The sequence below is a fragment of the Streptomyces sp. NPDC051909 genome, assembly GCF_040681095.1.
Taxonomy (GTDB): domain Bacteria; phylum Actinomycetota; class Actinomycetes; order Streptomycetales; family Streptomycetaceae; genus Streptomyces.
Window position 1 is genome coordinate 13,819 of record NZ_JBFAYA010000030.1, and the last position, 16,083, is coordinate 29,901.

Genomic DNA, 16,083 nt, shown 5'->3' on the forward strand with positions numbered 1-16,083 from the left:
GTGCTTCGGTATAGCAAAAGGGGATTCCTATACGACATACATCAGCACCCTGACCTGCGCGGATTGTCATCCGGTGACACACCGACAGGGCAGCGAAGGGGAGTTGGGATGTGATGCAATCTCCTCGGCGGAGTCCTCCGGGACTCCCGATCTCAACACCTGGCACGGGTGCGGATTTTCCGACCTCCCGCTAGCGAGGCCGGACACCCGGCTTCCGAGCCCGGTCCGGGGCCCCCGGTAGTCCCAAGGGCTCCACGTCGAGAGAGGGGACGTTCCATGGCGGGACGTCATCGCCGAAAGCCGGTCCAGCTTGAGTGGTGGGCGAAGGCGCTGCCCGTGACCGTGAAGGTCATCGGGTCGGGGTTCTACGCCACGTACTGGGGTTGGATGCTCTGGGCCTTGGCCCACGGGCAGGCCGCCGGCCCCTGGTGGTGAACCAGGTGACCGGCCGACCGGCTGCGTAACAAGGCGTTGAACCCTCGCTCTGGCAGGCACTGGGTTCCTCGCCTCGGCCGCCCTCCGCCCGACGGGACGGGGGGCGGTTTGCGTGTACCAGACTCAACGACCCTGGCACACGACATGCTAGGGCCACCATGGCATGGGCTGACGTGCGATGTCGACACCGGTTGAGGCACCGACCCCCGTAGCCAGCCTCGACCAGCGAAGTGCTCTGGCCCCTCGTCCTGCGGCCTCATTCATCAGGACACGAGCGTGCCCGCGCACCGGTCCGTCCGTGCAGCGACCCCACTCGATGTGAGGTCGGCTTACGAGGGCGTGGGGCTGGCCATCAAGTCGCACTGCATGCCCGTGCTCGGCACCGTCGCACTTTCACCGCGCCGTCCCACGCCCGGACACCAGAGCCGCACGAGGCGGATCGGGAATGGGAACGAGGCCCAGGCCTATGCGGATCCGTGCCGCCGGACGAGGAGCAGGGCGGTCTGCGCAGGCTCGGCAGCGCATGTCCCAGGAGCCAGCCTCCCGCTGCTGGCGCTGGATCTCCCAGTCCAGCCGGATGCGCCGGTTCTTCCCGCAGGACCGGCAAATGACCGACCACGGCCTCCTATAGCCGCGGAACGGCTCCAAGGGGGCGTATCCGAGATCATGGGCGGTCTGCAGCGCGCTGTGCTCCAGGACAATCTTCGTCACCGCGGTGTTCTCCGTGGTGGGCTGTTTCCCCATTCCCCGGGCCCGGTCCTCCAGGTACCGGGTGTTGGCTCGGTGCCATGCCCGTACGAGGTCACCGTGATGCTCCGGTGCGATGCCGCACCCCACCAGGAAGGCCCTCACCTGGTTGAGCGTGGGCCGGGAGGTCTGCCGGGATCCGATCCGTTGTGCGGTGGAGTGCGGCAGGCGGCCGAACCACTTCCAGTGGCTCAGCGTCCGCCGCTCCATCAGCCGGTACGACGGGCTGCCCTTCCGCTGCCGCAGATCGACCAGGAAGACGCCCAGTTCGGCGTAGCTGTTGATCTGCTCCACCCCGACCGGCTTGATCTCGGGGCCGCGCCGGCCCTGGCGCTCCCTATAAGCGGCCTTCCACAGTCCTCGGACGACTTCCTGATCAAGGTCACAGGCACTCGCGAACTCCCGCACTACCTCCCAGCTGGACACGTACTTGCCGGCGGCGGCCCGCTGCAGGGTTGTCGCGTGGTACCTGGTGGTGGCCGCCAGCTGGCGGTAGGTGAGGCGTCGGAGGGCCATGCCGTCCCGCAGGTGTGCGGCGAGCCGGCCGGTGACACTGTTCGGGTTCGGGATCGGGTTTGAGGTGCGCCCCACGGCTTGCTCCTCCCGTCACGGCTGACCGACGAGGCGGGCAAGTGCCGCCACGGCTTCGCGCTCGGCCTCCCGGGCCGTGCGGGCCGCGACGGCAAGGTTCATGGCCGTGGCCGTGACGACCGAGGCGCCGGCGGTGCCGCTCAGGAGAATCAAGATCTCGTTGACGTTCAAGCCGAGAGCGGCGAGCAGCACCGCCGACGAGAAGAAGACCGTGGTGACGCTCAAGACGACGGTCTCCCGCGGTCCGATCCGGGTCGCTGCAGGGTAATGCGGTGTCATATCTCCCCAAGAGAGTCCTGTTCGCGGGTTCCCCCGCGACGAGGTGAAGACCCCCGGCAAAGTGCGCACCGGGGGCCGGGCTTCAGCCGGTAAAGCGCTGTCTGCGGGACGGTTGGCGCCGCCCGAGACAGGTGATGCGGACATATGCTGCCAGCAGCTTGAGCCGATCGGGGGACATTGATGCGCGGTGTCCGAGCAGCGAATTCACAGCACGGCGTGGTGCCGTCATGACGTTCCGTAGGTGGGACGGTGGGACATCAATCGCCGTATCGCATCCGCAGCGCGTCTACCAGGACTGATGTGCTGACGGATGCTCTGCTCGGCGGTCCGGCCTGTGTGGTCGCTTCGGGCAGCGGGGGAGAATCCCGCGACTCTGTCCCACTGTCCCTTGCTGCGGATCACGGCGTCTGTCACCATCCGACCGACCCCTCAGAATGGGCTTCAGCCGCCTAGCAGGGTTTCCCGCACGATCGCGTTGGCGCGCGAGACTGCACAAGAGCCGGTCCTCTCGGACCGGCTCTTGCACTTCCTGGAGACACTCCCCCAATTGAGGCCGACACGTCCGGCCCGCCCGCCAGGAAGCCCCGGGAGCACGGTGCTACCCCGTATCGACGAAGGCGTCGCGGGCGCACCGATTCTTCCGGTGAATCCGTTCCCCCGAACGGCTCGTCACCCGACGGCTTCCCTGTACTGCGGCCGTGCCGACCGCTATCCCTGCCGTCGTGATCAAGAACATGGTGCGCGGCCTCGCCGCGCTCTCCCTCGCTCTGGCCCCTCTCGCCGTCCCGCACGGCGCACTCGCCGCACCGAAGGAGCCGGCCTCCGCCGAAGTGCTCACCCTGACCGAGGCCGTCGAGCAACTGCCGATCGCCGATGAGTCCCGGGACGGATACACCCGCGACAAGTTCAAGCACTGGAACGCCGGCCTCGACCTCTCGGACGGCTGCAACACCCGCAACGAGGTGTTGCTGGCCGAGGCGATCGAGGTCCCGACGGTCGGCGCCGGCTGCAAGCTGTCCGGCGGGCTGTGGAAGTCGTACTACGACGAGCAGCTGGTCGACGACCCCGGAAAGTTGGACATCGACCACATGGTGCCGCTGGCCGAGGCCTGGGACTCCGGGGCGAGCGCCTGGACGCCGAAGCGCCGCGAGGCGTACGCGAACGACCAGGACGCCACCACGAGCCTCGTCGCGGTCACGGCCCGGTCGAACCGGCAAAAGGCCGACCAGGACCCGCAGTCCTGGCTGCCCCCCGCCCCTGAAGCGGTCTGCCGCTACCTGTCCGAGTGGGCCGCCACGAAGCTCCGGTGGAGCCTGTCCGCCGATCAGGGCGAGATCGACACCCTGAAGGCCTACGCCGTCGGCCCGTGCGAGAACACGATCGTCCACTACACCCCGGCCGCGTAACCGCAGAGGGCCCCGCCGGTTCGGCGGGGCCGTTGCGTACAGCCGTGCGGTCACGCCCGGCTCAGTCGACGGCTCCTCTCGGGGGGCTGTTCACGTCGTAGGCCGACCACAGTCGTAAACAACTGCTGGCTCATACTCTTCTCCACGGAGGCGAGGCTCAGCCCTAGGTCGTCGGCCGTGGACAACGTGCGCTTCCTGCTGCGGGAGGCGGATGGTGTCGAAGCCGTCGCCTCGGCCTGCGGCAGGCGACGTGCACCCACGCCCATATGGCAGCGCAGCACCGCCCCGGGACGCCACGGGCGAGGAGGCCTCCGCCCAAGTCATGGCGGCGGCCTCCGGTAGGGCTACGTCGTGGTCCACCATGACCAGACCGCGCCCCACGCTGTCCGACCGGCGGCGGAGACGACCCCGCCAACCGCGCACATCACGAGGTAGAACACCACCTGGACGGAGAGCCGTGTCTTGCCCCCGGCAGCCGGGGTCGACATCATGAAGGGGTTCCTCATCGATTCCTCTCAGGGTTGTGTGAGGGCACACAGAGAGCCCCCGGCATAGGGCGTCCAACCTCAACTTGCCGGTGCAGGGCTCTTTTTGTGTGTCCGGGACAGCATGGAAGTCTGCGTCCGCTCAGCGACGAGCGCCGGGCACTCTGCGGTACGGGCAGCGTTGGGAGACAGAGTCCCCCACGCACCAGCCGGAAGTCCCGCCGGGGAGGACGTGAAGCGCCTCACGTCCTCCCGTTCCCGGTGCGTGCACCCAGAATGCACCACACCCCGCACCCCAGAGGGGCCTTGACGGCCCGCCAGAGGAGGTGGGACGGCCCTCAGTTGAAGAAGTACGCCGGTGTAAGGTTTGCAGCTATCTGTGGAAGAATCTGGAAGGGTGGTGCGGACGTGCCCAAGCTGAAGCAGCCGAGGCTCCCTCCGGGGCCGATGAAGGTCCTGAACGACGAGCTGCACGCCTTGCACCGGAGGGCTGGCGAACCTTCGCTCCCCCGAATGTCGGAGCTGTGGATCGAGGAGTGGAAGTCCGGTACCTACGTCACCCAGAGGAGCAAGTCCGGGGTGGCCGCCATGTTCTCCCGCCCGGACCTGCCGCACGGCGAAGCACTGATGGACCTGGTGGAACTCCTGACGGCCAAGTTCATGGGCGCCGACAACAGGGCCGTGAAAGAGCAGCAAGAGCGTTTCCGGCGGCTGCGGGACGCTGCGGCCGGCCAGCGTGATGCGCCCCCCGCAAGTGGTCTGATCGCTGAGCTTCACGAGAAGGCGGCGCAGTACGAAAGCCTCGCCGACGTCGTCGCTTACGCGGAACGGCAGGCCAGGAACTCCTATGTCCCGAGCACTCGGCGGGAGGCCTTCGAGTACGCGGTCACGCGCGCCACCCAGCTCCTCGGCGCAGACGACCCAGTGGTGCAGCGCCTCATGGAGCGCGCCGACCAGGTGTCGGCACCAGACTGGACGGGCGGCCAGAACGGCAGGGCTTGAGATCTCTACTCAGGCCGTGGTGATCTCGGTGCGGCGGGCCCCCTCAGAAGTGGTGCCAGCCCTGAAGTCGTCGCCGAAGAACCGTCAGCCCGAGAACGGGAAGGATGAGACCCCTGCCGGGTGACCCCGCAGGGGCTCGCCTGCGCCCCACAGGGGAAGGGCACGCGACGGTCTAGGTGGGCCACTTCCGGGTCGAGCGCGCACCGGGTTCCACGACGGCCGGCCCCCGGCAGTCCGCCTTCGAGGCTCCGACGTCAGCGACCCTACGGCCGCTGCGGCGAGGGCGGGCACGTTTCCGCTGGTCAGCGCACTGCCTGAGGGATTCAATTCTCCTTCCACAAAAAAGTTCAGCTGGCGTGTGACATTTGCCGGTTCCCCCTGCACAGCAACCCCCTACAACAAGGCATCTCCTCTGGAGACCGCGCGCGTCGAAAGAAGGTCGGCGAGGCCACCGAGGGGGATCAGACGAGGGGGTTTATGCCATGAACTCGGTGCGTACGGACGTGAGCCAGTCGGCCACTGCGGAGGCTGCGGCGGGCCGGCCTCTCGCCTTCACCCAGCGCTCGCGGACGTCGTCCGGATCGGAGTTAAGCGCACCTGCGAGCTTGTCGACCAACTCCCAGGTGGGCAGGCGCCGCCCGGCGAATGCGTCGTTGCCGTGCTGCGTTCCCGTGACCGCCGCGCCGCGCTGGAGGTCAAACGTGCCGAGCCCGGCGCCGGCGGCGGGCAGGGGCGCACCGTCCCCGGCGCCGCATGGGTGACGGCGTCGTGCGCTGTGCCGGGCTGGGGTCTGCCTCAAGGTGGAGAGTGCAGACCCGAGCTGCGGCCCGTCCGGGTGACGCCCGCGTAGGTCTACCGGGCTGGCACCCGCGGGGGGTCCTTGCGACAGGAGGGCCGCGTCTAGCCGTTGCCCATGGCCATCGCGTTGCCCTCGACCCACTTCAGGACGTCTCGGGTACGCCGGTCCTCGCCGAATTGTTCCAGCATCCCGGCTACGAGGGGGGCGAGTTCGACGGCGCCTTCGGCGTCCTCCCGCGTGAGGCGGCGCCAGGCGGCGTGGGCGTTGCGGGCGGCGGCGAGGGTGTCCTGTACGGGTTGGGCGCCGGCCTCGCGGCGGCGCAACGCGGTGTGGACGAGCAGTTCGACGGTGTCGTACCAGTCGGTGCCCTGGCGGAGCGCGAGGGAGGCGCGGAGGGTCGCGATGTTGACGGTGTGGGGGTGGAGCGGGCCGTAGCGGTGCGACAGCTCGTTTTCGAGCTTGGCGGCGAGGGTGGCTGCGGCAGACGGGTCGCCGGCGCTCTCCGCGGCGCGCAGGTCGGCATAGAGGGGCTGGTGTTCGGGTGGGAGGGGCGCGGTCCAGTCAGGCGCCGGCAACACGGCGGGGGTGGTCGGGGGCGGGGCGTGCACGGCCGGCGCCGCGGGCGGTGTCGGCTGCGGTACGGCAGCCGCGGGCGCCGGGGCGGGCGGGGGCGGTGCGGGGTGGGGCATCTGCAGGGTGAGCACCTTGCCGTCGGTGTTCATGATCATCGGCCAGGTGGTGCCGTCGGGTTCCTTGGCGAGGAAGCGGACTGGGCGTCCGTGCAAGGCGGCCTTGACGTAGATCTCGGCGAGGGCGGCGCGGCGGGAGGCTTCGGGGTCGGCGGAGGCGCCGGGGACGGGCTCGCCGTCGATGTACGCGCCGGTGGCGGTGAGGGTGACGGTGTAGACCGGCTCGGCGGGGACCGTGTCGGGGTTCATGGGCATCGTGCTCCCTCTATCCGCCCTTGGGGAAGTACGGCGGGGCCCACCCGAGGTAGGTGGCTCCCCACTTCTTTTCGATGTCGGTTGCCGGGACGACGTCGATGTATCCGGGCCGTCGGATGTCGTTGCTGGCGATTTCTCCGTTGCCGAGGTAGACGGCGACGTGCCCGGCGCGTTGTCCGGTGTCCCAGTACATCAGTGCGCCGGGCGGGGGGTTGCGGTCCTTGTCGTGTTTCATGGACGGGGGCATTTCCTTGTAATGGTCAATGGCGTAATTGACGCCGGAGTATGACCATCCGTAGGTTCTGGCGACGAATGCGAGGCAGAGTCGGTACCACTGCTGTCCGGTGTTGGGTGCCTGTGTTTTCGCCCAGGTGATGGCGTCGGCGGTCGATCGCGGGTTCTTGACGTTCGCCGGCCAGTTCGCGGCGCCGTCGTGGAAGGGCTCGCCGGGCTTGCCCGGGGTGCCGCCATCGTCGGGGTAGCACTCTTCGGGGCCGGCGGGCTCGCCGGACGGGCCGGGGGCGCCGGTGCCTCCTCCGCCGGGCTGGACGGGGCCGGTCTGTGCCTGTCGCAGCAGGTTGAGGCCCGCTTGGGCGGCGATCTCCCGGGCGGCGCCTTCCTGACCTGCGTACAGCTTCTCGTACTCCTTGGCTGGGCGCTGGACGGTGGCCGCGGCCTTCCACAGCGGCATGGACTCCCACCCGCGGATGTCGGCGAGGCCGCGTGGGCTGCCGGAGTCGGCGCCGAAGAAGAACATCTTCGAGGCGTATTCGGGGTTGAGGATCTGCTCGCGTGTTCCCCATCCTTGAGAGGGGCGCTGCTGGAAGAGTCCGAGTGAATCCCGGTCGCCGTAGTCGATGTTCAGGAGCTGTGATTCCTGCAGGGCGGTCATGAGGCCGACGAGGGTTGCCTGACCCGACATTCCGCCGTGTTCGGCAACTTTGTCTATGGCTTTGGCGTTTTCGATCTGCTTCTTTCGAAGACTGCCGTCGGCATTCTGTCCCGTGCCCGGCCCGGAGCTTCCCGGGAGGTCGGCTCCGGGCTGCCCGCGGTCGCCGCACGAGTCGCCGTAGGCCTTCGCGTTTCCCCCGCCGAGCAGGCCGGTGATCATCAGGAAGATCAGGAACACCGCGGCTGCGGGTATGGCGAGCTTCAGTTTGGCCCCGGTGCCGGCGACGTCGGCCGCCGCGCGGAGCGCGTCCCTCCCCTCCACGCGCTACACCCCCAGGACCCGGGCGACCCGCCATTGGCCGTCGGTGGCGGTCAGTTCGCACTGCAGCACGGTCGTCTCGGAGTACGTGGTGTAGCCGACGACGTCGACCTTCGCCGTGACGGTGCGCCAGACCCGCAGCGGGTTGTCCGGCGGCAGCTGTCCGCCGGCGGGCTTCACGGTGACCGTGGAGACCGTGGAGATGCCGCCCCGGGAGACGAGGCGCTCGAAGGCGGGGTCGTCGCTCTGGCTCAGGTTCTCCACCAGGGCCGGGGTCGCCCACGGTGCGGCGCGGCGGACGGCGCCGGTGTGGTCCTGGTCCTCGGGCGGGTTGCGGGTGAGGTAGTGCCGGGCGAACTGCTCGGCCACGGTCTCCGGGTCGGAGAGGTCCACCGTCGCGCTCGGCGCCGGCGGGGACGGCGCCGGGGCGGTGGGGGCGGGCGGCTTGTCGTCGGCCGCGGACGGGGCTGCGGTGGGAGCGGCGGCGACGTGGCCGGCGCCTTCGTCGCGGCCGGTGATCCAGTCGGGCCCGAGGCGGGCGAACACGCCGACGCCGAGCAGCACGGCCACGATCAGCAGGGCGGCGCGGGCGCTGATCGGCTCACGCCGCCGCTCTTCGGCGATCCACTGCGCGGTGCGCGCCCGTTCGGCCTGGCGGTGTGCGCGCCGGGCGCGGCGGCGGCGGCGGCCGCGCTCGTCGTCGACCTCCTCGGGGTAGTCGTATCCGGCTTTGAGGAGGTCCCGGAACTCCTGCGGCGTCCGGGGCTGGTCGTCCTTGGCCATGGGCTACCCCTCCCTCTGTGCGGGCACGTCGCGGCGGCGGGCGGGGCGGCGCGGGGCGGGCCGGGACGGCGTCGTGCGGCGGGCCGGGGCCGCGCGGCGGGCGGGCGGCGGGGGCTGCGTCGCGCGCTGCCGTCCGGGCGTGGGTTCGGTGTGCTGCGGGGTGGGCGGTGTGCTCTCGCGGATCACGCGGGCCTCGATGGCGCGGGGGCCGGGAGCGCCCGGTGCCGGCGCCTGCCGGAAGGTCCCCGTCGGGGCTGTCGAGGTCGAGGCGCCGCCCGTGGGGGCCGCCGGCTTGGCCGAGGCGTTGCTGGCGGGCTTGGCGGTCGCGGCGACGTCGCCGGTGCGGGTGGCCGCGTGCATGGGCAGCGGGCCGGGCCCGCGTACGGGGGCGGGTGTCTTGCGGGTGCGGTCGTCGGGAATCGACGGCGGGGGCCCGGCGAGGCGCTCCTTCTCCTCGGGCACACGGTCGGGTTGCGCGCTGCGGCCTGAGCCGCCGGGCAGGGGGGTTGGGCGGCGGAACGGGACGCGGCCGACGAGGGCACCGGAGGTGCCGCCGCCTCCACCCGTGCCGGGGCCGTTGTCTCCCCCGCCGCCTCCGCCTCCGTCGCTCCCGCCCGCGGATCCGCCGCCGGGGCGTGTGCGGACGGGGGCGTTGTGCTGGCCCTTGCCACGTCCGCCGCGGCCGCGACGGCGCAGGGCGCGGGTCGCGCTGCGGGTGGCCATCATGCCGAGCATGGTGCCGATCGGGGAGGAGGTGGCGCCCGCGACGCCGACGATCGATTCCATGATCTTGCGGAACTTGAACGCCATGACGGCGGCCGCGATCGACAGGCCGGCGGACGGCACCCACTGGAACGTGGAGAACATTTGCGTGCTGACGACTTGGACGACGAGGACGCAGCCCAGGGTCATGGTGGCGATGAAGGACTGCAGGGTGAGGCCCAGGAGCTGGTCGAACCAGCGCAGGCCCCACTGCCGGGGCCTTCCGGGGATCACCCACAGGCAGGCGAAGACGACGCCGGCGACCAGGAGCATGAGCGACCCGATCAGGGAGGCGAGCGAGGCGAAGGCGAGCGCGAGCACCAGGGCCGCGAAAATCAGCAGGACGATGAGGGCGGGGATCAGCACGGCGATCCGGCCCACCGGGTTGTGGCCGGCCCGCCAGTTCGCCGAGTCCGCCCCGACCGTCTGTTCCTTGACGTTGGCCTGCAGCCATTCCTTGCGTGCTTCCACCGAGGGGCCCTGGTCGAGCAGGTCTTTGCCGTACTTCTGGCAGGCTTCGAGGGAGCCGAACTCGGCCAGGCACCAGGGATCGGCGACGTAGGCGCGCCATACGGCGTCGCTGGACCGGCGCAGCATGTCGTCGCGGCCGTTGCCGGTGTAGGTCGGCTCGTGGCCGAGCTTGAACGGGAACTCCTGCTTGCCCTGGGCGATCCCGCCCGCGGTCGCGTTCAGTGCGACCGAGGCGCCGACCTGCCGGGTGGTGTCGACTCCGTCGACCCAGACCTGCGGGGTGCTCAGCAGGGAGACGGACACGACGCCGGAGACGAAGACCCACGCGATCTGGCTGAGGCCACCGCCTCCTCCGCCTTCGCGGTGCTTGGCGAAGGCGACGAGGCCGCCGACCGCGAGCGCGGCCGGCAGGAGTGTGGTCGACAGTCCCTTCGCGGCGCCGCCGATGGTGCTGGTGAGCGCACCCTGCAGTTCCGGTACCGAGGTGAGTCCGAAGATCCACTTGACGATGACGACCACCGCGGTGCCGATGATGACGATCATGGCCATCAGGATTCTCGCGACGGTGTCGCCCATCGGGTCGAGGATGTCCCACCGGCCGAAGTCGGAGTCGAGCATCCACAAGTTGGGGTTGGTGTACTCCTCGTAGAGGGTCCCCTGGCCCTTGGGGACGGTCGTCTCCGGGGAGGGCAGGAGGTCGCCGATGCCCACGGGGTCGATCGTCTCGGCGTGGGCGGTCCCGGAGGCCACCATCAGGGTGGTCAGGGCGAACAGGACCGGGATGGCGAGCGTCCGCAGCGGCAGACGTGTGGAGAGTGCGGCCACGGCTTCTACCCCCCGACGAGTGCGTCGCGGATCGGGTCGCCGTGCGCGGCGTCGCCGTCCTGTACGTCCTCGCTCTGGTCGACCCGCCACACGCCGGCCTCCTTCACGACGCGCAGGGCCGTGCGCACGGTGCTGGTCTCGGTCGGCCAGGTCACGGTGTAGCTGAGGAGCACACCAATCCCAGCCGGGTGCTTGCCGGACGCGGGAACGTCGACCGGGGCCCCTTCGGTCTTCACCGGCCCGGTGGAGGCGCGCTCCGGGCCCGAGGGCGTCGGCCTCGTCGGGAAGGGCTCCATGGTGGAGCCGTCGGCGTAGGTCGGCGGGTCGTACGTCGAGGCCGACGGGGACGGCGTCGAGGACGGATTGGTGGTGGGTGTGGCCGAGGGGGCGCGGGTGAGGCGGGTGGCGCACTGCTCGACGGTGCCGCGGCGCAGCCGGGTGGTGCTCAGCTCACAGGCCCTGCGCCAGTCGTCGGCGTTGGCGGCCTGCTGGTAGTCGCGGGCGACGGCGAGGACGGCGGCGGCCGGATCTGCCGTCTCCTTCTTTTTGGGGTCGTCGGCGGTGTCGCTGCATCCGGTGAGGGCGAGGCCGGCGGCGAGCAGTAAGGCGGGCGCGAGAGCGTGACGGCGGTTCATGCAGTGACCTCCTCGTACCGGGCGGCACGGTCGTCTCCGGCGTCGTCCAGCCGGGGGGTGGTGTCGAGCAGGGCCAGCAGCTCGGCGGTGGGGATGTCCCACTGAACGGTGGCGGTCTGGAATCGGCGGTCGCGGACGATCGCGTGTCCGTGGCGGACCTCGCCGTCGGGTTGCAGGCCGATGGACTGGATGAGGTCGCGAGTGTGCTTGCCGGGTGGCAGGTTCAGCAGCTCCGCGAGCGCGTCCTGCTGCACCGGGTTGGTGAGCTGGAAGCCCACCACGGTGGTCAACTGCTCCACCACGCCGACGAGGTGGGACAGGGACTGGGGGTCCTGGGTGTCGAGCACGAGCGCCGTGGACAGCGCCCGGCCCACGCGGGCGATGTACTCCAGGAAGGCGGCGCCTTCCCGTGTCGCGGTGAGCACGTGGACCTCGGGGACTGCCACGACCTTGCGCAGGCCGCGCAGATCCTTTCGGCCGGCGGTGGTGATGCCGTACGCGAGCATCGAGTGCATCAGCGCCACGGACATGCGCTGCAGCACATTCCAGTCCTCGCGGTCATCGTTCGCGCCGGGCAGGGACAGACCCGGGATCTGCACCACCCAGATACCGGGCTCGGGCGACAGCGGCGGGGCGCCCTCGGCGGGGCGACCCATGAACGGGGAGCCGATCGCCGTCTGCGAGAGTTCGAAGAGCGCTTCGCCGGTCTCCCGCGCCAGCGGGTCTTCGGAGCGGCGCAGGTAGTCGATCACCTTCCACGTCGCTGGATCGCCCTGCGCGATCACCTGGTTCACCGCGTGCTGCACCGGGGTTTCGGCGCCGCGGGCACGCAGGTGCGGGGGCATCGCGATGCCGAGCTGTGCGGGCACCTCGATCTGGGCGCGCTCGGCGCCTTCCTTGTCGAGCAGCTTGAACAGGTCGGCGACGCCGGCGAAGCGCGGCCCGGTCTCGATCAGGTGCGCGTTGAGGCCGTAGCGGCGGCCTGCGGCGACGACGCCGCCCATGTCGCCCTTGAAGTCGAGCGCCAGCACGAAGGCGCCGCGGAAGGCCGCATCGAGCATGCTCATCATGAGCGAGAGCGTCTTGCCGCGGCCGGAGCGCCCGTTGAACAGGGTGGTGGTGGCGTCGCCCTTCTCCGAGCCGATCGTCAGATCGTTGCGGTAGACGCCCGGGGTGGAGCCGGTGAGGTAGCCGACGATCGGGCCTTCGTCGTCGCCGACTTTCGCGCCGCCCCACCACCAGGAGCCGGCCAGCGCGGTCACGTCCCGGGTGTGCCCGAGGTCGGGCACGCGGAGCTGGTCTCCGGCCTGGACCTCCAGCCACAGCTCGCGCTGCTCTTCCTCGCCCACGCCGACCTCGATGCCGGCGCCGCCGTAGTAGGTGACGACGGCGTCCACGCGGGCGCGCAGGTCGTCCAGGGAAGTGGTGCTGGTGACGATGAGGCGGGGGTGGTCCTCCACCAGGGTCACGTCCTCGCGGCCCATGTCCCGGATCAGGCCGGCCATCACGCCCTCGGTCTCCTCGACGGCGCGGCCGGGGTCTTCGGCGGAGTGCTGCGAGGCCGAGCGGCGCTGCTCCTTGGCGAGGCGGCGAGCTTCGTCCGCTTTCTTCATCGCCTCGCGCTTCGGCATGACCTTGAAGCGCAGCGAGGCTTCGGGCGACACGGGCAGTATCAGGCTGGCGGGGTCGACGTCGTCGTCGAGGTCGCTGTCATCGATGTCCGGCACGTAGGTGATCTCGGACAGGGCGCGCAGCCATTCGCCGGCGCCCGGGCTCTCCATCGTCTCGGGGAAGCCGGACATGGTGAGGATCGCGACCCAGGCCGTGGTCTGGCCGGTCGCGTCCATGACCCGCAGGTGGTCGGGGAAGGGCAGGACGCGGCCGCGGGTGAGCGCGGCGAGCTTCGCCCCGGTGATCAGGCCCCCGGTCGCCGAGGGCAGCGGGGTGGTGCGGTGCTGCTCGCGGGCGACCATCCACGCCAGCATCTCGACGGCGGCCGGCTGCGCCCGCCACGGTGTCGCCTCCAGGCGGCGGCCGAGCCGGCGCATGATGGCGTCCAGCCGGGCGAGTTCCTTGTTGCTGACGGCGGTCGAGGCGACGCCGAGCGCGCCGGCCACGCTGCGGCGGCCGGCCGCGGCCGCCTGGCCGGTGCGCTCGGTGATCCGCACGCCCATCAGCAGGTGCCGGGAGGGCAGGGCGATGTGGTCCAGGCGCTCCACGCGCATGCCGGCCCACTCCTGCCACCCGCCGGCGGTGAATAGCCGGGCGGCCTCGTCCATGTAGTCGCCGGCGACCAGCGGCGACCACAGCACCTTCAGCTGCACGTCACTGCCCGCAAGGGTCTTGGCGAGCGCGGCGGCGGCCTCGTCCAGTTCGCCGTCTCGCGCACTCTCGCTCATTAGGTCGGTGTTGCTGCTGGACAGCGTGAACCAGGCCTCCGCGTGGGTGGTGGTGACCACGAGTCCGTCCGCGAGGGCGACGTAGTGGGGGGCCGGGGCGCTGCGGTCGCCGCCCACCCCGAGGAAGTTCCCGATCCGTTCGATCAGCTTCATGCCGTCGTCTCCCCCGTGTTCGTGCGTCCGCCGCGTCCGCGGGCCCGGTAGACCGCGTCCGGTCCGTACAGGCGGGGCCGGGCATCCAGCGTGATCGGTGCGCCGGCCGTGATGACCGGCGTATCGGTGTCCGTCTCGTACTCGCGGCGCCGGCGTACCGACTCACGGCGCAGCGCATCGCCCTTGGCACCCCAGCGGGCCCGGCGCGGAATCCACTCGCTGCGGGTCGCGGCGCGCCGGCCGCCGCACACGATCGGCCGGTGGCCGAGCGTCAGGTAGCGGATGGCGAGCGCCCAGTTCGTGATGTTCCAGCGGCGGTCGTTCTTCCGGCTGCGCTGCGTGCCGAGGACGGCGACCAGCAGCGGCGGCAGGAAGTACGCCGTGAAGGTGACCCGGGACGGCAGGCCGAAGAGCAGCAGCAGACCGCCGGTCCACACGGCGTACAGCACGAAGCCGAGCACGAGGGCGCGGCGCGGGGCTCCTTCGCCGAGGTCGAGCCCGAGGAGTTCGTGCTGTCGGGTCTCGATGTCGAAGTGGCGGGTGTAGGTGGTGCCGGTGCGCATCTCAGGCTTCCCGGATCTTGTCCCACAGGTCACCGAGCAGGCCGCGCATCTCGCCGGGGAACCATACGAAACCGGCTACGAACACGGCGGCCACGGCCATGGTGATCATGCCGCCCCAGTCGTCCTTCAGGAAGTGGCGGAAGGCCCGCAGCCCGAGGAACGCGGCAAAGAGGTTGCCGACGACCAGCAGGACCCAGCTGCTCAGCGCGGCGCCGTCGGTGAGGGCGGCGAGCGTCACGACGTCGTGGTGCATGGGGTTTCCCCTTCAAGATGAGCGGTAGACGGGGCAGGGCGGAAGGGCGGCGGTCACGCGGTTCCGCCGTGGACGGCGGCGACCTGCCAGCGCTGTGCGTCCGCGGAGGCGACCCGCGTCAGTTCGACGCGGTAGGTCTGCTCGAGCTGGGCGCCGCCGATCTGCCACCTGACGCGGGCGGTGCCGCTGCGGTCGGCGCCGCTGCCCTTGTCCGCGGTCCAGGACGCGACGTCGACCAGCGAGACGCCCGCCGGGAGCGGGGGCACGGAGGCTCCCGGGGCGGTGACCGCCTCGGTGTCGCCGGCGGCGTACGCGGTGAAGAACTTGGTGACGGTCTCGGCGGTCTGCTCGCCGAAGGCCGAGTCCGCCTCGGGGCCGGCGAGTTCCGGGGCCTTGGGGCCCGTCTTGGGGACGCCGACGATGCCGGGCGGGCCGGTGACGACGACCCGGCCGCCGGCCTGGACCACGGGGACGTCCAGGCCGAGCCAGTGGGCGGGGAGCGTCGGCGCGGGCGGTGCCCCGGGCTTCGGGGGCGCGGCCGGGCCGGCGGGGCGCACGAGGACGTCGACCCGGACGCGGGCCTGGTTCTGGGCGGCCGGGGTGACGGTGCCCGGCTCGACGGCCAGGACGTCCTGCTTGCCCTTGCCGTCCCATCCCGCCTTCGTGTCGGCGCCGTCGGGCATCACGGCGGCGAGCAAGGCGGCCCGGGTCTCGGGGGTGGCCTCGTCCCAGGACAGGTAGGCGCGGGCGTAGCGGGAGGCGACGGCCTGGGCTTCGTCGGCCGGGTAGGCGGGGCCGGGCTGCGCGGGGGCGGCCGACTCGACGGGGTCCGGTGCCTTCTTCGGGATGAGCACGCTTTTCGCGCCGAGCAGGGCGAAGGCGGCCACGAGGGTCCACAGCACGCCGCGGCCGAACCGGCGGGCGAACGCCGAGCCGGAGCGCTCCTCGACGGTGGCCCACGGCGCGGCATGCTCCGCAGCGGGGCGGGTGTCCAAGGCGGGCGCGGGAGCGGTCGGGGCGGTGCGCTGTTGTAAGAGTTGCTGGGCCGCGGTCTCCCACGGGTTGACGGCCGGCTGCGGCACGGCGCTCTGCGGGGCTAAGCCCTGCTTCGCCCTCTTCCGCTGCTTCTTCCGCTCCCAGTCCCCCGGGTCCGGCAGTCCGAGCACGCGCCGGGCGGTCGGTCCAAGTGGCGGCATTTCCCCGCAACCTCCCCCTAGGTATACGTCGGGTCACTGACCCTAGACCTGCTGTTGACAGGTGGTCAAAGAAGTTCGTAAGCAGTCAAGTTGCCCCGAGCAGGGCATTCCGGAGACTCTGCCTCCCCTGGGGGCGGGCGTCATG

15 protein-coding genes are annotated in these 16,083 nt (G+C 71.0%); 3 read left to right on the top strand and 12 right to left on the bottom strand.

The genetic code is table 11. The annotated features are described in order from the left end of the window. Positions 1-276: 276 nt before the first annotated feature. Complete coding sequence (locus AB0M18_RS31725; RefSeq protein ID WP_365764149.1) at positions 277-435, top strand: hypothetical protein; 159 nt, start codon at positions 277-279, stop codon at positions 433-435. Positions 436-828: 393 nt separating this feature from the next. Here AB0M18_RS31725 and AB0M18_RS31730 read toward each other — a convergent pair whose 3' ends face one another. Together AB0M18_RS31730 and AB0M18_RS31735 are read right to left on the bottom strand one after the other, a co-directional pair. Further along, positions 829-1,773 (bottom strand): helix-turn-helix transcriptional regulator, encoded by a 945-nt coding sequence (locus AB0M18_RS31730; RefSeq protein ID WP_365764151.1) that lies wholly within the window; start codon positions 1,771-1,773, stop codon positions 829-831. Between the two features lie 15 nt (positions 1,774-1,788). Further along, on the bottom strand, positions 1,789-1,998 hold the full coding sequence (locus tag AB0M18_RS31735) for a hypothetical protein (protein ID WP_365764153.1): 210 nt from the start codon (positions 1,996-1,998) through the stop codon (positions 1,789-1,791). 776 nt (positions 1,999-2,774) lie between these two features. Between AB0M18_RS31735 and AB0M18_RS31740 the strand changes: the two genes are divergently transcribed. Together AB0M18_RS31740 and AB0M18_RS31745 are read left to right on the top strand one after the other, a co-directional pair. After that, positions 2,775-3,458, top strand: coding sequence for a DUF1524 domain-containing protein (locus AB0M18_RS31740; RefSeq protein ID WP_365764253.1), 684 nt, complete (start codon positions 2,775-2,777; stop codon positions 3,456-3,458). Positions 3,459-4,351: 893 nt separating this feature from the next. Next, positions 4,352-4,945 (top strand): hypothetical protein, encoded by a 594-nt coding sequence (locus tag AB0M18_RS31745; RefSeq protein ID WP_365764155.1) that lies wholly within the window; start codon positions 4,352-4,354, stop codon positions 4,943-4,945. A gap of 475 nt (positions 4,946-5,420) precedes the next feature. On the opposite strand, the gene AB0M18_RS31750 is transcribed toward AB0M18_RS31745, so the two are convergent. The 10 genes from AB0M18_RS31750 to AB0M18_RS31795 all read right to left on the bottom strand — a co-directional run bounded on the left by AB0M18_RS31750 (position 5,421) and on the right by AB0M18_RS31795 (position 15,938). Continuing rightward, complete coding sequence (locus AB0M18_RS31750; protein ID WP_365764157.1) at positions 5,421-5,744, bottom strand: hypothetical protein; 324 nt, start codon at positions 5,742-5,744, stop codon at positions 5,421-5,423. A gap of 101 nt (positions 5,745-5,845) precedes the next feature. Continuing rightward, entirely contained in the window at positions 5,846-6,682 is an 837-nt protein-coding gene (locus AB0M18_RS31755; protein WP_365764159.1) for a hypothetical protein, read from the bottom strand. 16 nt (positions 6,683-6,698) lie between these two features. Continuing rightward, positions 6,699-7,901, bottom strand: a complete 1,203-nt coding sequence (locus AB0M18_RS31760) for a peptidase M23 (RefSeq protein WP_365764161.1) — start codon at positions 7,899-7,901, stop codon at positions 6,699-6,701. Between the two features lie 3 nt (positions 7,902-7,904). Further along, a complete protein-coding gene (locus tag AB0M18_RS31765) occupies positions 7,905-8,681 on the bottom strand; it encodes a hypothetical protein (RefSeq protein ID WP_365764163.1) in 777 nt (258 codons plus the stop codon). A gap of 3 nt (positions 8,682-8,684) precedes the next feature. Beyond that, positions 8,685-10,739: a hypothetical protein gene (locus tag AB0M18_RS31770; protein WP_365764165.1), complete on the bottom strand. Its 2,055-nt coding sequence runs from the start codon at positions 10,737-10,739 to the stop codon at positions 8,685-8,687. Positions 10,740-10,744: 5 nt separating this feature from the next. Continuing rightward, on the bottom strand, positions 10,745-11,374 hold the full coding sequence (locus tag AB0M18_RS31775; RefSeq protein WP_365764167.1) for a hypothetical protein: 630 nt from the start codon (positions 11,372-11,374) through the stop codon (positions 10,745-10,747). Next, positions 11,371-13,926, bottom strand: a complete 2,556-nt coding sequence (locus AB0M18_RS31780; protein WP_365764169.1) for an ATP-binding protein — start codon at positions 13,924-13,926, stop codon at positions 11,371-11,373. Before AB0M18_RS31780 ends, AB0M18_RS31775 begins: the two co-directional genes overlap by 4 nt. After that, complete coding sequence (locus tag AB0M18_RS31785; RefSeq protein WP_365764171.1) at positions 13,923-14,489, bottom strand: hypothetical protein; 567 nt, start codon at positions 14,487-14,489, stop codon at positions 13,923-13,925. Before AB0M18_RS31785 ends, AB0M18_RS31780 begins: the two co-directional genes overlap by 4 nt. Position 14,490: 1 nt before the next feature. After that, entirely contained in the window at positions 14,491-14,742 is a 252-nt protein-coding gene (locus tag AB0M18_RS31790) for a hypothetical protein (protein ID WP_365764173.1), read from the bottom strand. Positions 14,743-14,795: 53 nt separating this feature from the next. After that, positions 14,796-15,938 carry a conjugal transfer protein gene (locus AB0M18_RS31795; RefSeq protein ID WP_365764175.1) on the bottom strand — a complete coding sequence of 381 codons (1,143 nt, stop codon included), beginning with the start codon at positions 15,936-15,938 and terminating at the stop codon, positions 14,796-14,798. Between the last annotated feature and the right edge of the window lie 145 nt (positions 15,939-16,083).

Coding starts and splice junctions, on each gene's coding strand:
- AB0M18_RS31725 (WP_365764149.1), top strand. CDS start 277: ATGGCGGGACGTCATCGCCGAAAGCCGGTCCAGCTTGAGTGGTGGGCG.
- AB0M18_RS31755 (WP_365764159.1), bottom strand. CDS start 6,682: ATGAACCCCGACACGGTCCCCGCCGAGCCGGTCTACACCGTCACCCTC.
- AB0M18_RS31765 (WP_365764163.1), bottom strand. CDS start 8,681: ATGGCCAAGGACGACCAGCCCCGGACGCCGCAGGAGTTCCGGGACCTC.
- AB0M18_RS31775 (WP_365764167.1), bottom strand. CDS start 11,374: ATGAACCGCCGTCACGCTCTCGCGCCCGCCTTACTGCTCGCCGCCGGC.
- AB0M18_RS31780 (WP_365764169.1), bottom strand. CDS start 13,926: ATGAAGCTGATCGAACGGATCGGGAACTTCCTCGGGGTGGGCGGCGAC.
- AB0M18_RS31785 (WP_365764171.1), bottom strand. CDS start 14,489: ATGCGCACCGGCACCACCTACACCCGCCACTTCGACATCGAGACCCGA.
- AB0M18_RS31790 (WP_365764173.1), bottom strand. CDS start 14,742: ATGCACCACGACGTCGTGACGCTCGCCGCCCTCACCGACGGCGCCGCG.
- AB0M18_RS31795 (WP_365764175.1), bottom strand. CDS start 15,938: ATGCCGCCACTTGGACCGACCGCCCGGCGCGTGCTCGGACTGCCGGAC.